Source organism: Streptomyces sp. NPDC091272 (genome assembly GCF_044757485.1).
Lineage (GTDB): Bacteria > Actinomycetota > Actinomycetes > Streptomycetales > Streptomycetaceae > Streptomyces.
This window is the reverse complement of the sequence record NZ_JBIVVC010000003.1, coordinates 553,962-571,519: the sequence shown is the minus strand read 5'-3', so window position 1 is coordinate 571,519 and position 17,558 is coordinate 553,962. Positions and strand designations below refer to the sequence as shown.

Annotated in this window: 19 protein-coding genes; 8 read left to right on the top strand and 11 right to left on the bottom strand. The window is 70.4% G+C overall.

The features are described 5' to 3' along the window. Nucleotides 1-38: 38 nt before the first annotated feature. Entirely contained in the window at nucleotides 39-518 is a 480-nt protein-coding gene (locus ACIQM4_RS11875; RefSeq protein WP_401589515.1) for an NUDIX domain-containing protein, read from the top strand. A gap of 45 nt (nucleotides 519-563) precedes the next feature. Here the strand turns inward: ACIQM4_RS11875 and ACIQM4_RS11870 are convergent, their stop codons facing one another. Continuing rightward, the gene (locus ACIQM4_RS11870) at nucleotides 564-1,946 is read right to left on the bottom strand and encodes a globin domain-containing protein (protein ID WP_401589513.1); all 1,383 of its coding nucleotides are present in this window, start codon (nucleotides 1,944-1,946) and stop codon (nucleotides 564-566) included. Nucleotides 1,947-2,586: 640 nt separating this feature from the next. Here ACIQM4_RS11870 and ACIQM4_RS11865 point away from each other — a divergent pair. Further along, a complete protein-coding gene (locus ACIQM4_RS11865; protein WP_401589510.1) occupies nucleotides 2,587-3,057 on the top strand; it encodes a MarR family winged helix-turn-helix transcriptional regulator in 471 nt (156 codons plus the stop codon). A 123-nt stretch (nucleotides 3,058-3,180) separates the two neighbouring features. After that, the gene (locus tag ACIQM4_RS11860; RefSeq protein ID WP_401590142.1) at nucleotides 3,181-3,576 is read left to right on the top strand and encodes a GNAT family N-acetyltransferase; all 396 of its coding nucleotides are present in this window, start codon (nucleotides 3,181-3,183) and stop codon (nucleotides 3,574-3,576) included. A 78-nt stretch (nucleotides 3,577-3,654) separates the two neighbouring features. Here ACIQM4_RS11860 and ACIQM4_RS11855 read toward each other — a convergent pair whose 3' ends face one another. The 4 genes from ACIQM4_RS11855 to ACIQM4_RS11840 form a co-directional block, all read right to left on the bottom strand. Then, nucleotides 3,655-5,049 (bottom strand): serine hydrolase domain-containing protein, encoded by a 1,395-nt coding sequence (locus ACIQM4_RS11855; RefSeq protein ID WP_401589508.1) that lies wholly within the window; start codon nucleotides 5,047-5,049, stop codon nucleotides 3,655-3,657. Nucleotides 5,050-5,256: 207 nt separating this feature from the next. Continuing rightward, nucleotides 5,257-5,976, bottom strand: a complete 720-nt coding sequence (locus tag ACIQM4_RS11850; protein ID WP_401589506.1) for a hypothetical protein — start codon at nucleotides 5,974-5,976, stop codon at nucleotides 5,257-5,259. Beyond that, complete coding sequence (locus tag ACIQM4_RS11845) at nucleotides 5,966-6,397, bottom strand: hypothetical protein (RefSeq protein WP_401589503.1); 432 nt, start codon at nucleotides 6,395-6,397, stop codon at nucleotides 5,966-5,968. Before ACIQM4_RS11845 ends, ACIQM4_RS11850 begins: the two co-directional genes overlap by 11 nt. After that, nucleotides 6,394-7,284: a MerR family transcriptional regulator gene (locus ACIQM4_RS11840; protein ID WP_401589500.1), complete on the bottom strand. Its 891-nt coding sequence runs from the start codon at nucleotides 7,282-7,284 to the stop codon at nucleotides 6,394-6,396. Before ACIQM4_RS11840 ends, ACIQM4_RS11845 begins: the two co-directional genes overlap by 4 nt. A gap of 174 nt (nucleotides 7,285-7,458) precedes the next feature. On the opposite strand from ACIQM4_RS11840, the gene ACIQM4_RS11835 reads away from it, so the two are divergent. Continuing rightward, a complete protein-coding gene (locus tag ACIQM4_RS11835) occupies nucleotides 7,459-7,863 on the top strand; it encodes a YciI family protein (RefSeq protein WP_401589498.1) in 405 nt (134 codons plus the stop codon). Continuing rightward, entirely contained in the window at nucleotides 7,860-9,005 is a 1,146-nt protein-coding gene (locus tag ACIQM4_RS11830; protein WP_401589495.1) for an RNA polymerase sigma factor, read from the top strand. The genes ACIQM4_RS11835 and ACIQM4_RS11830 overlap by 4 nt, the downstream gene beginning before the upstream one ends. A 231-nt stretch (nucleotides 9,006-9,236) precedes the next feature. On the opposite strand, the gene ACIQM4_RS11825 is transcribed toward ACIQM4_RS11830, so the two are convergent. Both ACIQM4_RS11825 and dnaB read right to left on the bottom strand, forming a co-directional pair. After that, nucleotides 9,237-10,070 (bottom strand): PIG-L family deacetylase, encoded by an 834-nt coding sequence (locus tag ACIQM4_RS11825; protein ID WP_401589492.1) that lies wholly within the window; start codon nucleotides 10,068-10,070, stop codon nucleotides 9,237-9,239. A 359-nt stretch (nucleotides 10,071-10,429) separates the two neighbouring features. After that, complete coding sequence (dnaB, locus tag ACIQM4_RS11820; RefSeq protein WP_401590139.1) at nucleotides 10,430-11,887, bottom strand: replicative DNA helicase; 1,458 nt, start codon at nucleotides 11,885-11,887, stop codon at nucleotides 10,430-10,432. 487 nt (nucleotides 11,888-12,374) lie between these two features. Here dnaB and ACIQM4_RS11815 point away from each other — a divergent pair, with 487 nt between their 5' ends. Further along, nucleotides 12,375-13,712, top strand: coding sequence for an MATE family efflux transporter (locus tag ACIQM4_RS11815; RefSeq protein ID WP_401589490.1), 1,338 nt, complete (start codon nucleotides 12,375-12,377; stop codon nucleotides 13,710-13,712). Nucleotides 13,713-13,900: 188 nt separating this feature from the next. On the opposite strand, the gene rplI is transcribed toward ACIQM4_RS11815, so the two are convergent. From rplI to rpsF, 4 genes are all read right to left on the bottom strand, one after another. Continuing rightward, nucleotides 13,901-14,347 carry a 50S ribosomal protein L9 gene (gene rplI / locus ACIQM4_RS11810; protein WP_401589487.1) on the bottom strand — a complete coding sequence of 149 codons (447 nt, stop codon included), beginning with the start codon at nucleotides 14,345-14,347 and terminating at the stop codon, nucleotides 13,901-13,903. 18 nt (nucleotides 14,348-14,365) lie between these two features. After that, complete coding sequence (gene rpsR, locus ACIQM4_RS11805; RefSeq protein WP_003967857.1) at nucleotides 14,366-14,602, bottom strand: 30S ribosomal protein S18; 237 nt, start codon at nucleotides 14,600-14,602, stop codon at nucleotides 14,366-14,368. A gap of 43 nt (nucleotides 14,603-14,645) precedes the next feature. Next, nucleotides 14,646-15,251 carry a single-stranded DNA-binding protein gene (locus ACIQM4_RS11800; RefSeq protein ID WP_401589485.1) on the bottom strand — a complete coding sequence of 202 codons (606 nt, stop codon included), beginning with the start codon at nucleotides 15,249-15,251 and terminating at the stop codon, nucleotides 14,646-14,648. Between the two features lie 87 nt (nucleotides 15,252-15,338). Continuing rightward, the gene (gene rpsF / locus ACIQM4_RS11795; RefSeq protein ID WP_006604399.1) at nucleotides 15,339-15,629 is read right to left on the bottom strand and encodes a 30S ribosomal protein S6; all 291 of its coding nucleotides are present in this window, start codon (nucleotides 15,627-15,629) and stop codon (nucleotides 15,339-15,341) included. Nucleotides 15,630-15,895: 266 nt separating this feature from the next. Between rpsF and ACIQM4_RS11790 the strand changes: the two genes are divergently transcribed. Then, nucleotides 15,896-16,210 (top strand): hypothetical protein, encoded by a 315-nt coding sequence (locus ACIQM4_RS11790; RefSeq protein ID WP_401589483.1) that lies wholly within the window; start codon nucleotides 15,896-15,898, stop codon nucleotides 16,208-16,210. A 161-nt stretch (nucleotides 16,211-16,371) separates the two neighbouring features. Beyond that, a complete protein-coding gene (locus ACIQM4_RS11785; RefSeq protein ID WP_401589481.1) occupies nucleotides 16,372-17,493 on the top strand; it encodes a lipid II:glycine glycyltransferase FemX in 1,122 nt (373 codons plus the stop codon). The last annotated feature ends 65 nt before the right edge of the window (nucleotides 17,494-17,558 follow it).

Here is a 17,558-nt window from a genome sequence, read left to right as displayed (position 1 = left end):
GGAGTTTCGGCACGGCTCCGGCGGGCCACGTTATTGCCATGACCGAACGTCCCGTGGTCAAGCGCACCGCACGCGCCGTCCTCCTCGACGGCGACCACCTCGTCCTCATCAAACGCACCAAGCCAGGCGTCGACCCGTACTGGGTGACCCCCGGCGGGGGAGTCGAACCCGACGACGGCAGTGTCGTCGACGCCCTGCACCGGGAGGTGGACGAAGAACTCGGCGCGAAGATCACCGACGTGGTTCCCTGCTTCGTCGACACCGTCGAGCACATCGCGGGCAATGCGGGAGCTGGCGTCAAGGTCCAGCACTTCTTCGTCTGCCGGCTCGCTTCCATGGACACCTCGCTGCGGCACGGCCCGGAGGTGGACGACCCCCTCGGCGAGTACGAGATCGTCCGCGTCCCCTTCAGCCGGGTCGGCATCGCGGCCGTCCATCTCGTACCGCTGTCGCTGCGGCACTACCTGGACGGCAACATCGAGGGGGTGCGGGCCCTGCTCGCCCAGGACCTGGGCTGAGCTGCGGGCCAGGGGTCCTGGACCGGCCCGCGGCGGGCAGCGGTCTCAGTTGCCTGCCGCGACGAGCTCCTCCAGGGAGTCGTGGCGTATCCGGCTGCCCGGTATCCCGATCGTCCGCAACGCGTCGAGTCCGCTGCGGATCATGCCGGGCGGACCCGACAGATAGGCGTCGTACGCGTTCCAGGGCCCGAACTGCCGTACCGCGTCCGGGAACTGGGCCCGGTCGTCGACCACCGGGCGCACCGACAGCCACGAGTGGGACTTCTGCAGGCGCAGCATCGTGTCGATGTCGTACAGGTCGTGGTCCGAGCGTGCCCCGTAGAAGACCTCGACCGGTCGCCGGTTCCCGTGCTCGGCCACGTCCTCGACCAGCGCCTTGATGGGCGCGATACCGGTGCCGCCGCCGATGCACAGCAGGCCGCTGTCCGTGGTGTGGTCGACGGTCATCGACCCGGACGGCGGCCCCAGCCGCAGTACGTCCCCGGGACGGGCCCTGTGCACCAGCGCGTTCGACACCCAGCCCGCCGGCACCGCCTTGACGTGCAGGGTCAGCAGACCGTCCGCGCGCGGCGCCGCCGCGAACGAGTAGTGCCGCCAGATCCGCGGCCACCACGGCGTCTCCAGGCTGGTGTACTGCCCGGCCAGGAAGGGGTACGGCTGGTCCGGGCGCAGCGTCACCACGGCTATGTCGGGGGTGCGCAGGTCGTGCGCGACGACTTCGGCGTGCCACCACGCCGGGGAGTGCAGCTCGCTCTCCGCCGCCGCGTCGATCATGATCTGCGAGATCGCCGTGTAGGTACGCACCCAGGCCGCCTCGGTCTCCTGGTCCCAGACCGCCTCCGCGTACCGCGCCAGCGCACCGATCAGGGCCTCCCCGACCGCCGGGTAGTGCGCGGATTGCGTCCCGTACTTGCGATGCCCGGAGCCGAGGTGGCGCAGGTACTCCCGCAGCACGTCCGGCGTGTCCATGTGCTCGGCGGCCGTGAGCAGCGCCTTGAAGAGCCGGTCGCGCTGGGTGTCCATCGACGGTGGGAAAAGCGCCCGTAGGTCGGGGTGGCGGACGAAGAGCAGCGCGTAGAAGTACGAGGTCGCCCGGTCGGCGGCGGGCCCGATCTCGGCAAGCGTGCGGCGCACCCGAAGCGCGTCGGGAGAGGGCTGGGCCGCAGCCGGGCGGGCCGAGGGGGCGGACTCGGCGGGCGTCGGCGGCGTGGAGGCCCGGACGGGCTCCGGCGTGGTCGGCCGGGCAGGTGCCGGCGGGGCGGTCGAAGAACCCTCGGCGGCCGACGAGGGTCGGGCAGTGGGCGGCGAGGGTTGCGTCACCTCGGTCTCCGCCGGGGACATGGGGGTGAACCAGCCGCTGCTCACATCGGCGACGCCTTCGCTGTCGGCGTCCTTGTTCCCGGCCGTTGTGGTGGTCGGTGCATCCATTCTGTGCCTCGCCTCGAACGTCATGTGGTCGCGCTTCTCCCTCATTGAGAGCAAGGCGGAAACGCTGCGCCTTGGCCGCAGTTCCCGTCGTCGCAGCGTGTCAGCCCGCACCTCGGAACGGGCGAAGACCGGGAAGTCCTGGTTTCCGATCTCTCCTTACCTCTAGGCTGCTTTCGCCCCATGCCCATGGCCCCTCGGCCCGAGGCAGCGCATTCCCAGGAACCCAGGCACCATTCCTGCCGGGCCCCGGCACGAGCCAGGACGCGATGTTTCACGTGAAACACACCTCATGATCCGCATAACCCGGTTATGGCCGCTCCGGCGCCCAATCCGCATGACCTGTGTCACGCCGTTCCGGGTCGCCCGCCATCTGCCCCGTGCCTGAGGAAGCCCGAGGGAGCCTGAAGAGAAGATCTCATCCCCGGCGCCGGGGCGACGCACCGCATGGGCCGGAAAACGAACGCGTCACCGGCCGCAGACTTCCGGAAAACGAACACATCACCGGCCGCAGACTAATTGCACGCGCGGGATATTGCGGTTGTCGCCTATCCTGGTTGCTGAGCCGCACCCCCGGCCGCCCGCTCCGCCCGCCGGAGCCGCGCACACCGCCCACCGCGCCAAGGGGACGAGGAGAGACCAGATGACCGCGACCGACCCCGCACTCACCGCCCTCGCCCAGGGCTGGTGCGCCCTTTCCCTGTTGCACAGCCGCATCGAGGCGCACATCGAGAAGGCTCTCCAGGCCCACCACGACCTCAGCGTCCGTGAGTACTCGCTTCTCGACGTCCTCAGCCGCCAGCACAGCGGACCCGGCGGCCACCTCCAGATGCGGCAGGTCGCCGAGGCCGTCCTGCTCAGCCAGAGCGCCACCACCCGCCTGGTCACCCGGCTCGAAGACCGCGGCCTGCTGACCCGGTACCTCTGCGACACCGACCGCCGCGGCATCTACACCGACGTCACCGCCACCGGACAGGCCCTCCTCGCCCAGGCCCGCCCCAGCAACGACAGCGCCCTGCGCGAAGCCCTCGACGCGGCCGCCGAGAACCCCGAACTCGCCCCCCTGGTGCGCACCGTCGAGGAGCTTCGCTCCCCGGCCACCCGACCTGCGTAACCTGCGCCCATGACTACTCGGAACGACCTTGTGACCGACCCGGCGTCCAACCTCGCGCACCAGTTGCCGGACGGCCTGGTGATACGCCCCGTCACCGAGGCGGACCTGCCCGCCGTCGTCGCGATGCTCGCCGACGACCCGCTCGGCGCACAGCGCGAGTCCCCCGACGACCTCACCCCGTACCTCGAAGCCCTCAAGCGTCTCGACGCAGACCCGAACCAGCTCCTCGTCGTCGCCGAGCGCGCCGGGCGCGTCATCGGCACGCTCCAGCTCACCCTGATCCCAGGTCTGTCCCGCAAGGGCGCCACCCGCTCCGTCATCGAGGCCGTACGGGTGCAGGCGGACGAGCGGGGCAGCGGCCTCGGCACCCGGTTCATCGAGTGGGCGGTCGAGGAATCGCGCACTCGCGGCTGCCAGCTCGTACAGCTCACCTCCGACGCCAGTCGTACAGACGCCCACCGTTTCTACGAGCGGCTCGGCTTCACCGCATCCCACGTCGGGTTCAAGCTCCAGCTCTGAGGCGTCGCCGAGCAGGCCGCGTGCGGCTCGCCCCGTCGCCGCGGACAGCTGTGGGCGGCGACGGGCAAGGCGCGCGGGCTACCCGACGCCCCGCCACCCGCGCGCGTCCACACCGCCGGGGACCGGCGCCCGGGACTCGTACGCCTCCCGCGTGAAGACGAACGAGCCGAGGTCCAGATGGCTCACCGACCCGTCGTCCGGCCGCCGCACCACCCGCAGCGTCTCCCCCGCGTAGTAACCGTCGAGCCCCACCCACGTCCCGTCCGGCCTCGCCCGGAAGTGGGAGCCGCGTCCCGCGCCGCCGTCCAGCCGCGCGAGCGAAAGCCCCCGGTCGGGCAGCAGCCGCAGCCCGTAGGAGTACGTGCCCCAGTACCAGTCCCCGGTCAGCTCCAGCAGTTCCCGGTCCAGCCCTGCGTCCGGCAGCGGGCGCCACTCCTGCGCGATGCGCGGCTCCGCCTCGGCCACCACGCGTACGAGCTCCGCGGCCACCGATCCCACCTGCGGCCCTGACGTCGCGTTCGCCAGCACGGCGGCCGCCACCGAGTCCTCCACGCTCACCCACAGCCCGGCCACGAACCCGGGCAACGAACCGCCGTGTCCCACCAGCACCCGCCCGTCGACATTGATCACCTGCAGCCCGAGTCCGTACGTGCCGCCCCAGCCCCCGGCCTCCAGCGGCGCGGCCGGCGTCCGCATCTCCCGTACCGAAGCCGCGCCGAGCACCCGCTCGTCGCCCGACGCCAGGAAGGCGCCGAACCGGGAGAGGTCACCGGCTGTCGACCACAACTGCCCCGCCGACGCCATCAGTCCCAGATCCACCGCGGGCTCCGGGAGCAGCACGTCCGCCCAGGGGTGCACCGCCCACCCCTGCGCGAACGGCGCCTGCGGCTGTGCGCTCGTCCGCGTCATGCCGAGCGGTTCCGTGATCTCCCGCCGCACCGCTTCCGCCCAGGGCACTCCGCGCACCGCCTCGACCACGGAACCGAGCAGCGTGTACCCGGGGTTGGAGTAGTGGTGCACCCGCCCGGCGGGGTGCGGTCGGGCCTCTCGCGTGCGTACGTCACCCAGTACGTCCGCCAGCTCGGGACGCAGGTCACCGGGGGTCCGCTCCCACCAGGGGCCGGGGGTCTCGGCGGCCAGACCTCCGGTGTGGCCCAGGAGCTGGTGGAGGGTGACGTCTCCCACGCCGGTGCCCGGCACGTACTTCTCCAGCGGGTCCGCGAGGTCCAGCAGCCCCTCGTCGCGCAGGCGCATCACCAGCACGGCGGTGAACGGTTTGGTGATGGACCCGATCCGGTACTGCGTTTCCTCGCTCGCCGTCCGCCCGTCAGCCGAGGCTCCCCGCGCACCCGCCCACACCACCCGGCCCTCCCGCTGCACGGCGGCCACCAGGGACGGCGCGCGGCCGTTCGCCTGCGCGGCGGCGACGCGGTGCAGCAGGGAGCGACGGGTGGCCGGCAGGAGGTCGTCCACGTGGGGGGCGTCACTGGTGCCGGGAGCGGCGGGGGCGCCCGGAGCGCCAGCAGTGCCAGGGGCGCCAGGGGCGCCCGGAGCACCAGCAGTGCCAGCAGTGCCAGGGGCGCCAGCTGTGCCAGCAGTGCCAGCAGTGCCAGGAGTTTTGTCCGCGGGAGTAGTCATGTGCCACACCTACCTCTCCCCTCCCCTCGCGTCGAGCTCATTTCACGGCCCCGCTGCTGCCCCGATCTCTGTCAGCTCAGAGATGCCCCGCTCCAGCAGCGCCTGCTCCCGTTCGGGAAGCCATCGCCCCGCATGAACCATCCGCAGCACCAGCACCGTCCGCTCCTGGTCGGCGACCGTGCCCAGGTTCCCCAGGAGGACGGGAAGCACGAGCCCCAGCGCCTTGAGCTCCTGCCGCGCGCACCACAGGGTCACCAGTTCGTCCACCGCGCCGGCTGCGCCCGCCGGTCCGGCAGCACCGGCCGGTCGGGGAGCATCCGCCTGCCCGGGAGCACCCGCCGCTGCGGCGCTCCCCGTCCTCAGCCCTTCCGCGACCGCGAACCGGATCCAGTCCCCGTACGGCCCCTCGGGCACCGCGTCGATGTGGGCAGCCGCCCGCTCGTAGTGCTCACGCGCCGGGCCTACGGAGCCCAACTCCGCGAGCGACTTCGCGATGTTGAGATGCAGCGACGGGTAGAACCCGGCCACCCGTTCGTCGCCCACCCGGTCCGCCCGCTCCAGGCACTCCCGGTTCCATCGCAGCGTCTCCTCCGCAGAGGACTGCCGGCGGGCGAGATAGTGCGCGGCCACACAGGCGTCGTAGTCGTCGACCGCGCTCTCCCACGCCTCTGTGAACAGCCGGTGTGCCTCGTCGGCCCGGCCGGCCGCTTCCGCCCGCATCCCCCGCACGCACAGCAACACCACCGGATTCTCAGCGTCCACAACCCTCACCCGTCCCCTCGGCACTCCTTCGGTGGCTACGCCCGCCACCGTCCGCGTACGCGTCCCGCTCGCCACCGTCCCCATGAGCGTCGCGCTCGTCCCTCACCGGCATCACCAGCGTCGTGAAGCTGCCCTGGTCCGCCGAGCGGACCACCACCGGCTCCACCGCCGACCCGATCTCCAGCAGTACGTCCGGCCCGACCCCGGCATCGATCGCTTGCAACAGCACTTCCGGGTCGAACGCCACCCGCACCGCCGTCGGCCCCTGCCCGCCCGCTCGAACCACCACCGCGCGCAGCACCTCCCGGCGGCCCGTCTCCCGTACCTCGGCCACGAGTTCTCCCGCGGCGCCGGACCTCAGCACCACGGCGCCACCCCCGCCCGCGAGGAGGTCGCGCAGCGCTGCCCGCTCGGTGATCACCCGGTGACGTACCTCGGGAAGTCCCTCCAGCACCGTCCGGTACTGCGGAAACTCCTCTCCCGTACGAGGCGACAGCTCCCACCAGTCACCGTCCGTCCCGGGCGTACCGGCGATCCCCGCACCGGCCATCCGGACCCGCGCGGTCCGCCCACCACCGCCGGCTTCCCACTCGACCTCCGCCGCCGCAGCGCCCACGCCCCGACCGCGCGCAGTTCCTCCGCCTCCACCAGCACCCGGGCAGCGCCCCCGCCCGCCGACGCGGCCCTCAGTACCCGTACGACCAGGCAGTAGCGGTCCGTGGCGACCAGGCGCACCTCGTCGGCTTCGCCGTCCCACTCGACCAGTACGCATCCGAGCACCGGGAACTCCTCCCGCAACGCCCCGCCGGCGACCGCCGACTCCACCTGCCTTACAGCAGCGGCCAGTTCGGGCCCGCCCACCCGGGCGGAAGCCGGCCCCGTGCCCACGGCGGGCACAGCAACCGGAGTACTCGCCTCATCCCGGTCCCCCGCCTCCGCCCCAGGCAGCCCTCGCAGGATCTCCTCGATCAGCGCCCCCGCCGCCCGCGCCGTGGCCCGGGTGCGCCGGGCATGGCCCCGCAGCACCTCCCGCGCGTCGTCCGGCGCACCGTCCAGCACCACCGACGCGTCCACCAGAGGCACCCCGGCCTCGCGCAGGCGCCGTACCAGCACGGCACGCGCCGCCTGTCCCGGCCCGTAGAAGCGGTACCCCGTACTGCCGTCCACCCGCGCGGGGCGCAGCACCCCGCAGTCGTCGTAGAACCGCAGCGCACTCGGCGCCAGGCCCACCCGCCGGGCGAACGCGCCGATGCTCAGCAGTTCCTCGAAGCCGCCGCCGTCCGCAGAATCCTCGCCGTCCTCGTTCATGAGCGCGATTGTCGACGTTCAAGTCACCTGAAGGTCAATTCCGCGAAGGAAGCCGCCCGCAGGTTCAGAATTCTGGAAGTCGGCGGGCGCGCGGTGTCGAGAACGTGACACCGGCTCCGTCCCAGGGACAGCAAGGGCCACCCCGGCCCGTGCCGGCACAGAAGGAGAACCACCATGAAGTACCTGCTGCTGAAGCACTACCGCGGTGCCCCTGCGCCGGTCAACGACGTACCGATGGACCGCTGGAAGCCGGAGGAGGTCGACGCGCACATGCAGTACATGCGGGACTTCGCGGCCCGCTTGGAGGAGACCGGTGAGTACGTCGACGGCCAGGCGTTGTCGCCCGAGGGCGCGTTCGTACGGTACGACGGCGAGGGACGCCCGCCGGTCACCGACGGCCCGTTCGCCGAGACCAAGGACCTCATCGCCGGCTGGATGATCATCGACGTGGAGAACTGGGACCGCGCGGTCGAGCTCGCCGGTGAGCTGTCGGCCGCCCCGGGCGCGGGCGGCAAGCCGATCCACGAGTGGCTGGAGGTACGGCCGTTCTACGGCGAGACCCCCACGGTCACCGAGTGAACGAGTCGCTGCTGCGCGCCCTGGTGCCCTCGGTGATCGGTGTCCTCGTCCGGCGCGGAGCCTCCTTCGCGTCGGCCGAGGACGCCGTGCAGGAGGCCCTGGTCCGGGCCCTGGAAACCTGGCCGGACGACCCCCCGCGCGACCCCAAGGCGTGGCTGGTCACGGTCGCCTGGCGCAAGTTCATCGACGCCTCCCGCGCCGAATCGTCGCGACGGAACCGCGAACTCGCGGTGGAGGTCGAACCGCCGGCCGGTCCCGCGCCCGCCACGGACGACACGCTGCGGCTCTACTTCCTGTGCGCGCACCCGGCTCTGCCCCCTGCCTCGGCCGTCGCCCTGACGCTGCGGGCGGTCGGTGGCCTGACCACGCGGCAGATCGCGGCAGCACACCTCGTCCCCGAGGCCACCATGGCGCAGCGGATCAGCCGGGCCAAGCGACGGATCGCGGAGCAGCGGCTCGACCGGCCCGGCGACCTGCCCACGGTGTTGCGCGTGCTCTACCTGGTGTTCAACGAGGGGTACGGCGGGGACGTCGACCTGGCGGCCGAGGCGATCCGGCTGGCCCGCCAGCTCGTCACGCTCACCGGTGAACCCGAGGTCGCGGGGCTCCTCGCGCTCATGCTGCTCCACCATGCGCGCCGCGCCTCCCGCACCGGCGCGGGAGGCCGGCTGGTGCCGCTGGCCGAGCAGGACCGGACGCGCTGGGACACCGGTTTGATCAGCGAGGGCGTGACGATCCTGCAGACCGCGCTCGCCCGCGACCGGTTGGGCGAGTACCAGGCACAGGCGGCGATCGCCGCTCTGCACGCGGACGCCCCCAGCACGTCGGAGACGGACTGGACACAGATCGTCGAGTGGTACGACGAGCTGCTGCGGCTCACCGACAGCGCGGTGGTACGGCTCAATCGCGCGGTCGCGGTCGGTGAGGCGGACGGACCGCAGGCCGGACTGGCGGCGCTCTGCGACGTGCCGCCCGACCTGCCCCGGCACACCGCGGTACGGGCGTACCTGCACGAGCGGGCCGGTGACCTGACACTCGCCGCCGAGCTGTACGCGGAGGCCTCCCGCACCGCGACCAGCGTGCCGGAGCGCGATCACCTCACCCGCGAGGCCGCACGGGTGAGGCAGGTGCCGCGCAGGTAGGCGCGGACTGCTCCCCCCGCGGAACTGGCGCGCCGGCAGGCGCAGACTGCTCGGCCCGCGGAACTGGCGCGCCGGCAGGCGCAGACTGCTCGGCCCGCGGAACTGGCGCGCCGGCAGGCGCAGACTGCTCGGCCCGTGCGCCACGCGCGGCGCGCGGTGCGCCCCGCGGGGCGCCAGGTGCCCCCGGGGCGTCAGTTGCCCCCGGGGCGTCAGGCGCCGCCGCGCCAGTGGTCAGCGCAGCCCGGCGAAGAGATCGTTCTCCGGCACCGCCGCCCCGGTGGCGTCCTTGACCCGTATGAAGGTCTCCATGCCCATGAAATCGGCGAACCTCTCCTTGCCCATCTTGAGAAAGAAGATGTTCTCGCCCTGGCTGGCGTGCGCGGCCAGCGAATCGAACTTCTGCCCGCTGAACGGCGTGGTGTCCACCCAGGTGGTGATCTCGTCGTCGGGCAGGCCGATCTCGGCCAGCGCGGCAGCCTCGGCGGGGTCCTGCTCCGGCATGTCCTCGTGGAACTCGCGCATCGTCTCCCCGAACCGCTGCATCGACGAGCGCGGCATCGTCGTCCAGTACACCTTCGGGGTCAGATCGGTCAGCTCCAGCGCCGCCATCGTGATGCGGTTGGCCTGGATGTGGTCGGGGTGACCGTAGAAGCCGTTCTCGTCGTACGTGACAACCACATCGGGCCGGTAGTGCCGCATCAGCTCGGCGAGCCGGGCGGCACCCTCCTCGACGGGGGTCCGCCAGAAGGAGCCGGGCGCGTCGTTGCTGGGCCAGCCCATCATTCCGGAGTCGGCGTAGTCCAACATCTCCAGATCGCTGATCTTCAGGACGTCACAGCTCTCCTTGAGTTCCTGACGACGCATCGAGGCGACGGCCGCGGGGTCGTGGCCGGGGTCGCCCGGCTTGATCCCACCCGGTCCGTCGCCGCAACCGCCGTCGGTACATGTCACGAGAACCGTACGGATTCCTTCCGCCGCATAGCGCGCCAGGACCCCTCCGGTGCTGGTGGCCTCGTCGTCGGGGTGGGCGTGCACTGCCATGAGCGTCAAAGGCCGGTCAGTCATGAAGAGTCCTCCTGCGGAAAATATGTCTGGGTCCCAAATGCGTACGACGTCGTGCGAGGGAGCGGCGGGAGCACCGCGACCCCGGGGCACCGGGCCCCGGCCCGGTGGCCGAAGACCCTGCGGCCTGCGGGCCGCTCCGGCCCGTGCGGCCCTGCCCCTCCGTCCGTGCAAACCTGCCGGGTGGGCCGGCTGTTCCCTCCCGGGCGGGCCGGCTGTTCCCTGCCGCGCGGACCGGCTGTTCCCTCCCGGGCGGGCCGACTGTTCGCTGCCGCGTGGACGGCTGTTCCCGGCGACGGACGCGCGGGCACGCCTCTGCGACGCGTCCCTTCGGATCGGTCAAGACCCCGCGGCGCCCCGGATCAGGTCTGCGCCATGTCCACGAAGCGCGAGTAGTGGCCCTGGAACGCCACCGTGATCGTCGCCGTCGGGCCGTTTCGGTGCTTGCCGACGATGATGTCCGCCTCGCCCGCGCGAGGCGACTCCTTCTCGTAAGCGTCCTCGCGGTGCAGCAGGATCACCATGTCCGCGTCCTGCTCGATCGAACCGGATTCACGCAGGTCGGAGACCATCGGCTTCTTGTCCGTGCGCTGCTCGGGGCCTCGGTTCAGCTGGGACAGCGCGATCACCGGTACCTCCAGTTCCTTCGCCAGCAGCTTCAGGTTTCGCGACATGTCCGAGACCTCCTGCTGACGGCTCTCACTCCGCTTGGATCCGCCGGCCTGCATCAGCTGCAGGTAGTCGATGATGACCAGCTTGATGTCCTGGCGCTGCTTCAGCCGCCGGCACTTCGCCCGGATCTCCATCATCGACAGGTTCGGCGAGTCGTCGATGAACAGCGGGGCTGCCGAGACGTCCGGCATCCGCCGGGCCAGCCGGGTCCAGTCGTCGTCCGTCATCGAGCCCGAGCGCATGTGGTGCAAGGCAACCCGCGCCTCCGCGGACAGCAGGCGCATCGCGATCTCGTTGCGGCCCATTTCGAGCGAGAAGATCACGCTTGCCATGTTGTTCTGGATCGAACAGGCTCGCGCGAAGTCCAGCGCGAGCGTCGACTTGCCCATCGCGGGGCGGGCCGCGATGACGATCATCTGGCCCGGGTGCAGGCCGTTGGTCAGCGAGTCGAGGTCGGTGAAACCGGTCGGCACACCGGACATCTGCCCGCTGCGCGAACCGATCGCCTCGATCTCGTCGAGCGCGCCCTCCATGATGTCGCCGAGCGGTGCGTAATCCTCTGACGTGCGCTGTTCGGTGACGGCGTAGATCTCCGCCTGGGCGGAGTTGACGATCTCGTCGACGTCGCCGTCGCCCGCGTACCCCATCTGCGTGATCTTCGTACCGGCCTCGACCAGGCGGCGTAGCACCGCTCGCTCGTGGACGATCTCCGCGTAGTACTCGGCGTTGGCCGCCGTCGGCACCGACTGCACCAGCGTGTGCAGGTAGGGGGCGCCGCCTACTTTGGTGATCTCGCCGCGTTTGGTGAGTTCGGCGCTGACCGTGATCGGGTCGGCGGGCTCGCCCTTCGCGTACAGGTCGAGGATCGCCTGGAAGACCGTCTCGTGCGCCGGCTTGTAGAAGTCGTGGCCCTTGAGGACCTCCACGACGTCCGCGATGGCGTCCTTGGAGAGCAGCATGCCGCCGAGCACGGACTGCTCCGCGTCCAGGTCCTGCGGCGGTACGCGCTCGAAGCCGCTGCTCCCGCCCCCGTCCCAGCCCCCGCCGTCGGAGCCCCGGTCATGCCTCTCGTCGCGGCCGCGTCCCCCTTCGCGGTTACGGGCGGGCAGACGGTCACCCGGACCGCTGTCGGCCCAGGGGTCGTCCAAGGGCTCGGAAATCGTCACCGGGCCCACCTCCTCCCGTCCGCTCCGCGGACCTCGCTGTGCCACTCTTCTTACGGCACGGCTCTGACAAATGAGATGCCCGACTTCCGCTTCCGGCACATCAAGTCAGGTGGTTTCCCGGTGCCCTGCGACGCCGGAAGACACGTCGGGCGCCGGTCCACGGTAGGCCCGCGGGCACCGTCAGCCAATCTGGTTATCCACAGGGCCTGTGAGAAACCGCCGTCTTGCTGTGGAGAACTTGCCAGAACCTGTGCATGGACCGGGGGACAGTGCTGTGGACAAGTCCGGGACGGACCTCACGTCACCCGTCTGACCTGCACAAACGCCGTCCACTGACTGTGGGGGAGAAAAACTTTTCAAGTCGGTCCAAGATCACTTCAAACGGCGCACGACCGGACCCTCCACACCACATTGAGTAAGGGTCCCAAGGCAATTGCATCTCTTACCTGTGGAAGATTAGATTGAGCTCATGACACAGGCTCCCGCGGCATCGAAACCAGGCCGCCGCCAACACGACCGCGAGATCGTCGCCCTCGCCCTCCCGGCGTTCGGCGCCCTGGTGGCCGAGCCGCTGTTCCTGATGGCCGACAGCGCGATCGTCGGCCACCTGGGCACGCCCCAGCTGGCCGGCCTCGGCATCGCCTCCGGGCTCCTCACCACCGCGGTGAGCATCTTCGTCTTCCTCGCGTACGCCACCACGGCCGCCGTCTCCCGCCGCGTGGGCGCCGGGGACCTCGCCGCCGCCATCCGACAAGGCATGGACGGCATCTGGCTGGCCCTACTCCTCGGTGCGGTCGTCATCGCCGTCGTCCTGCCCGGTTCGCCCGGTCTGGTGGATCTCTTCGGCGCCTCCGACACGGCCGCCCCGCACGCCATCACCTACCTACGGATCTCCAGTCTCGGCATCCCCGCCATGCTCGTGGTGCTGGCGGCCACCGGCGTCCTGCGCGGCCTCCAGGACACCAGGACCCCGCTGTACGTCGCCATCGGCGGCTTCGTCGCGAACGGCGTGCTCAACGTGCTCCTCGTGTACGGCTTCGGGCTCGGCATCGCCGGCTCCGCATGGGGCACCGTGGCCGCCCAGTGGGCGATGGCCGCCGTCTACCTCGTGGTCGTCGTCCGTGGCGCCCGCCGGCACGGTGCCTCGCTGCGTCCGGACGCCGCGGGGATACGCGCCTCGGCACAGGCCGGGGTGCCGCTCCTGGTCCGCACGCTGTCGCTGCGCGCGGTACTGATGATCGCGACCGCGGTGGCGGCGCGACTGGGGGACGCCGACATCGCCGCACACCAGATCATCCTGACCCTGTGGACCCTGCTGGCCTTCGCCCTGGACGCGATCGCGATCGCCGGGCAGTCCATCATCGGACGCTACCTGGGCGCAGGGGACGAGCAGGGCGCTCGGGCGGCCTGCCGTCGCATGGTCGAGTGGGGCATCGCCGCCGGCGTGGTGCTGGGCGTTCTCGTCGTGCTCGCCCGTCCGCTCTTCGTACCCCTCTTCACCAGCGACCCGGTGGTACGGGACACCCTGCTGCCGGCGCTCCTGGTGGTGGCCGTCAGCCAGCCCGTCTCAGGGGTGGTCTTCATCCTCGACGGTGTCCTGATGGGCGCGGGCGACGGCCCCTACCTGGCTTGGGCGATGCTCGCCACCCTGGCGGTGTTCGCCCCGGTTGCACTGCTCGTCCCGAAGCTGGGCGGCGGCCTGACAGCCCTGTGGTGGGCCATGGTTCTGATGATGGCGGTCCGGATGGCCACGCTGTGGTGGCGCACCCGCTCCGGCCGCTGGATCGTCACGGGCGCCACCCGCTGATCCACGCCCGGGCGCTTCTCACGTGAGAACGGTGCCACTCGCCGATCCACCGCGCAGGGCACTGTTTCACGTGAAACAGCGGTCCGGCGGGCCGTAGAGCTCCGGGTCCGTAAAGAGAGAAGGGCCGCACCCCAAGGGGTGCGGCCCTTCCTCGTGCTCAGACCTTCTCAGGCCGGGGCGTGCTGCACTCAGGCAGCGACGACCTCGACGCCGAGCTTCGCGGCCACGTCGTCGTGCAGACGCACGGAGACCTGGTGCGTACCGAGGGTCTTGATCGGGGCGCCGAGCTCAACGCGACGCTTGTCGACCTTCGGACCACCGGCGGAGACGATCGCGGCAGCGACGTCGGCGGGGGTCACGGAGCCGAAGAGACGGCCGGCGTCGCCGGAGCGGACGGCCAGGCTGACCTTCGTGCCCTCGAGCTTGGCCTTGATCTCGTTGGCCTGCTCGATGGTCGCGATCTCGTGGATCTTGCGGGCGCGGCGGATCTGCGCCACGTCCTTCTCGCCACCCTTGGTCCAGCGCAGCGCGAAGCCACGGGGAACCAGGTAGTTGCGAGCGTAACCGTCCTTGACGTCGACGACGTCGCCTGCGGTGCCGAGGCCGGAGACCTCGTGGGTCAGGATGATCTTCATCTGTCGGTCACCCTTCCCTTATCGCGCGGTGGACGTGTAGGGCAGCAGCGCCATCTCACGGCTGTTCTTGACAGCCGTGGCGACGTCACGCTGGTGCTGCGTGCAGTTGCCGGTGACGCGGCGGGCACGGATCTTGCCGCGGTCGGAAATGAACTTCCGCAGCATGTTCGTGTCCTTGTAGTCCACGTACTGGGTCTTGTCCTTGCAGAACGCGCAGACCTTCTTCTTAGGCTTGCGCACAGGCGGCTTCGCCATGGTGTTTCTCCTGTGTGATCAAGAAGTGGGGGTTCGAGCTGCCCTAGAAGGGCGGCTCGTCCGAGTAGCCACCGCCACCGCCGGAGCCGGAGTTGCCGGAGTTTCCACCCCAGCCACCCCCGCCCTGCTGCGGCTGTCCACCGGCCGGCGCGCTGGAGGCCCAGGGGTCGTCGGAGGGAGCTCCGCCGCCCTGCTGGCCGCCACCGGAGCCGCCGCCCCAGTTGCCGCCGCCGCCACCCTGCTGGCCGCCGCCACCGCCGTACCCGCCACCCTGGCCGCCGCGACCGGTGGTCTTGGTGACCTTGGCCGTGGCGGTCTTGAGGCTGGGGCCGACTTCCTCGACGTCCAGTTCGTAGACCGTGCGCTTGATGCCCTCACGGTCTTCGTAGGACCGCTGCTTCAACCGGCCCTGCACGACGACGCGCATGCCTCGCTGAAGCGACTCCGCGACGTTCTCCGCCGCCTGACGCCAGACCGAGCAGGTGAGGAACAGGCCATCGCCGTCCTTCCACTCGTTGGTCTGCTTGTCGAAGATGCGGGGGGTGGACGCGACACGGAACTTCGCGACCGCCGCACCGGACGGGGTGAAGCGCAGCTCGGGGTCGTCGACGAGATTGCCGACGACCGTGATGACGGTCTCGCCTGCCATGGGTGAACCTCTCGGCGGGGATTGCTGCTGGCTGCTGTGGTGCTGCTGGTGGGTGCTACTCGGACCCGATTACCGCTGAACCGAGGTTCAGTGGGTCTCGGGGCGGAGGACCTTGGTCCGGAGGACCGACTCGTTCAGGTTCATCTGTCGGTCGAGCTCCTTGACGACCGCAGGCTCGGCCTGCAGGTCGATGACCGAGTAGATGCCCTCAGGCTTCTTCTTGATCTCGTAGGACAGACGACGACGGCCCCAGGTGTCGACCTTCTCGACCTTTCCGTTGCCCTCACGGACGACGGAGAGGAAGTTCTCGATCAGCGGGGAGACAGCGCGCTCCTCGAGATCGGGGTCGAGGATGACCATCACTTCGTAGTGACGCATGTGGAACCCACCTCCTTTGGACTCAGCGGCCACGGTCGTTCCGTGGCAGGAGGGTCGTGATGCGTACGCAACGGTATCGGCTGCCACTGACACTCCCGTGGGAAAGAACCCGCGGAAACGTTTAGGGCAGCGGTGACACCGGTGCAGACCGTCCAGAGTACCCGTAGAGAGGCTTCCGGTTGAAATCGGGCCCAGAGGGGACGCAATCTGTACTCATCGGGTGTGAGCGGCGCCACAGGGCGTCGCCTTCTGCCAGGAGGTGCCCCATGGCACAGGCAATACGACGCGACTCGTCCATCTCCCTCTTCGCGACCGACGGGAAGTCCCATCCGCTCCAGGACACCCTGATGGCGGTGACGGTGGTACTGGGTGTGCTGGCGCTGGTGACGGCGATGTTCCACCACCTCCACCTGCTGAGCTCCTGGGCGGGCCTGGTCGGCATCCTGGTCGGCGGGTACGGGATGTTCGTCTCGGCGACCACCCGGGAGAGGTTCGTGACGATCCTCGGGCTGGGCGCCTCTGCCATCGGCTTCTTCCTCGGCATGGCGCACGGCGGGCTGTTCGGCGGGCTCCTGGGCTGACGTCCGAGACGGCACCGGTGTTCCGCACCGGTGCCGTCTCCGTTCTGCCTCCGGTTCCGGCAGGACAGGCCGGGCGGGGTGCTCCCTTTGCCCAGTAGGCTTCGGCGCGAGAGCCGGAGCCCCTGATCCCATGGGGACACACCTGCCGAGGAGCGCCCCGCATGACGAGCCTGACCCTTCGGACCATCAGCCGAGAGCAGCATCTGGCGTACATCCAGAGTCTGCCCGCGGCGAGCCACATGCAGGTGCCGGCATGGGCCGACGTGAAGGCGGAGTGGCGCTCGGAGAGCCTGGGCTGGTTCGACAGGTCCGGTGAACTCGTCGGCACCGGGCTCGTCCTGTACCGGCAACTTCCCAAGATCAAGCGCTACTTGGCGTACCTGCCCGAGGGCCCGGTGATCAACTGGTACGCGCCCAACCTCGACGAGTGGCTGCAGCCGATGCTGACGCACCTGAAGCAGCAGGGCGCGTTCTCCGTGAAGATGGGCCCGCCCGTGGTGATCCGCCGCTGGAACGCGGCGGCCATCAAGGCCGGCATCCAGGACCCGGACGTGAAGCGTCTGCGGGACGTGGAGGCCACCCACATCGAACCGCGCGCCTTCGAGGTCCAGGACCGGCTGCGCAAGATGGGCTGGCAGCAGGGTGAGGACGACGGCGCCGGTTTCGGTGACGCGCAGCCCCGCTACGTCTTCCAGGTCCCGCTGGCGAACCGGTCGCTGGAGGAGGTCCACAAGGGCTTCAACCAGCTGTGGCGCCGCAACATCAAGAAGGCCGAGAAGGCCGGTGTCGAGGTCGTCCAGGGCGGCTACCAGGACCTGGCGGAGTGGCAGCGCCTGTACGAGATCACGGCGGTCCGCGACCACTTCAGGCCGCGCCCGCTGGAGTACTTCCAGCGCATGTGGTCGGCACTCAACACCGAGGACCCCAACCGGATGCGGCTGTACTTCGCCCGCCACAACGGCGTCAACCTCTCGGCGGCGACCATGCTGGTGGTCGGCGGACACGTCTGGTACTCCTACGGTGCCTCCGACAACATCGGCCGCGAGGTCCGGCCCTCGAACGCGATGCAGTGGCGGATGCTGCGTGACGCGTACGCGATGGGCGCCTCGGTCTACGACCTGCGCGGCATCTCCGACTCGCTGGACGAGACGGACCACCTCTTCGGGCTGATCCAGTTCAAGGTGGGCACGGGCGGCGAGGCGGCCCAGTACCTCGGTGAGTGGGACTTCCCGCTCAACAAGCTGCTCCACAAGGCGCTCGACGTCTACATGTCGCGCCGCTGATGTCCGGGCCCGAGCGGCCCTCGCACGTTTCATGTCTCTGACTCACCGCAGCAACGGGAAAGGTT

Excerpts from the sequence above, each read along its gene's own strand:
- ACIQM4_RS11875 (WP_401589515.1), top strand. The coding sequence starts at position 39 with ATGACCGAACGTCCCGTGGTCAAGCGCACCGCACGCGCCGTCCTCCTC.
- ACIQM4_RS11870 (WP_401589513.1), bottom strand. The coding sequence starts at position 1,946 with ATGGATGCACCGACCACCACAACGGCCGGGAACAAGGACGCCGACAGC.
- ACIQM4_RS11865 (WP_401589510.1), top strand. The coding sequence starts at position 2,587 with ATGACCGCGACCGACCCCGCACTCACCGCCCTCGCCCAGGGCTGGTGC.
- ACIQM4_RS11860 (WP_401590142.1), top strand. The coding sequence starts at position 3,181 with ATGCTCGCCGACGACCCGCTCGGCGCACAGCGCGAGTCCCCCGACGAC.
- ACIQM4_RS11840 (WP_401589500.1), bottom strand. The coding sequence starts at position 7,284 with ATGAACGAGGACGGCGAGGATTCTGCGGACGGCGGCGGCTTCGAGGAA.
- ACIQM4_RS11835 (WP_401589498.1), top strand. The coding sequence starts at position 7,459 with ATGAAGTACCTGCTGCTGAAGCACTACCGCGGTGCCCCTGCGCCGGTC.
- ACIQM4_RS11825 (WP_401589492.1), bottom strand. The coding sequence starts at position 10,070 with ATGACTGACCGGCCTTTGACGCTCATGGCAGTGCACGCCCACCCCGAC.
- ACIQM4_RS11815 (WP_401589490.1), top strand. The coding sequence starts at position 12,375 with ATGACACAGGCTCCCGCGGCATCGAAACCAGGCCGCCGCCAACACGAC.
- rplI (WP_401589487.1), bottom strand. The coding sequence starts at position 14,347 with ATGAAGATCATCCTGACCCACGAGGTCTCCGGCCTCGGCACCGCAGGC.
- rpsR (WP_003967857.1), bottom strand. The coding sequence starts at position 14,602 with ATGGCGAAGCCGCCTGTGCGCAAGCCTAAGAAGAAGGTCTGCGCGTTC.
- ACIQM4_RS11800 (WP_401589485.1), bottom strand. The coding sequence starts at position 15,251 with ATGGCAGGCGAGACCGTCATCACGGTCGTCGGCAATCTCGTCGACGAC.
- rpsF (WP_006604399.1), bottom strand. The coding sequence starts at position 15,629 with ATGCGTCACTACGAAGTGATGGTCATCCTCGACCCCGATCTCGAGGAG.
- ACIQM4_RS11790 (WP_401589483.1), top strand. The coding sequence starts at position 15,896 with ATGGCACAGGCAATACGACGCGACTCGTCCATCTCCCTCTTCGCGACC.
- ACIQM4_RS11785 (WP_401589481.1), top strand. The coding sequence starts at position 16,372 with ATGACGAGCCTGACCCTTCGGACCATCAGCCGAGAGCAGCATCTGGCG.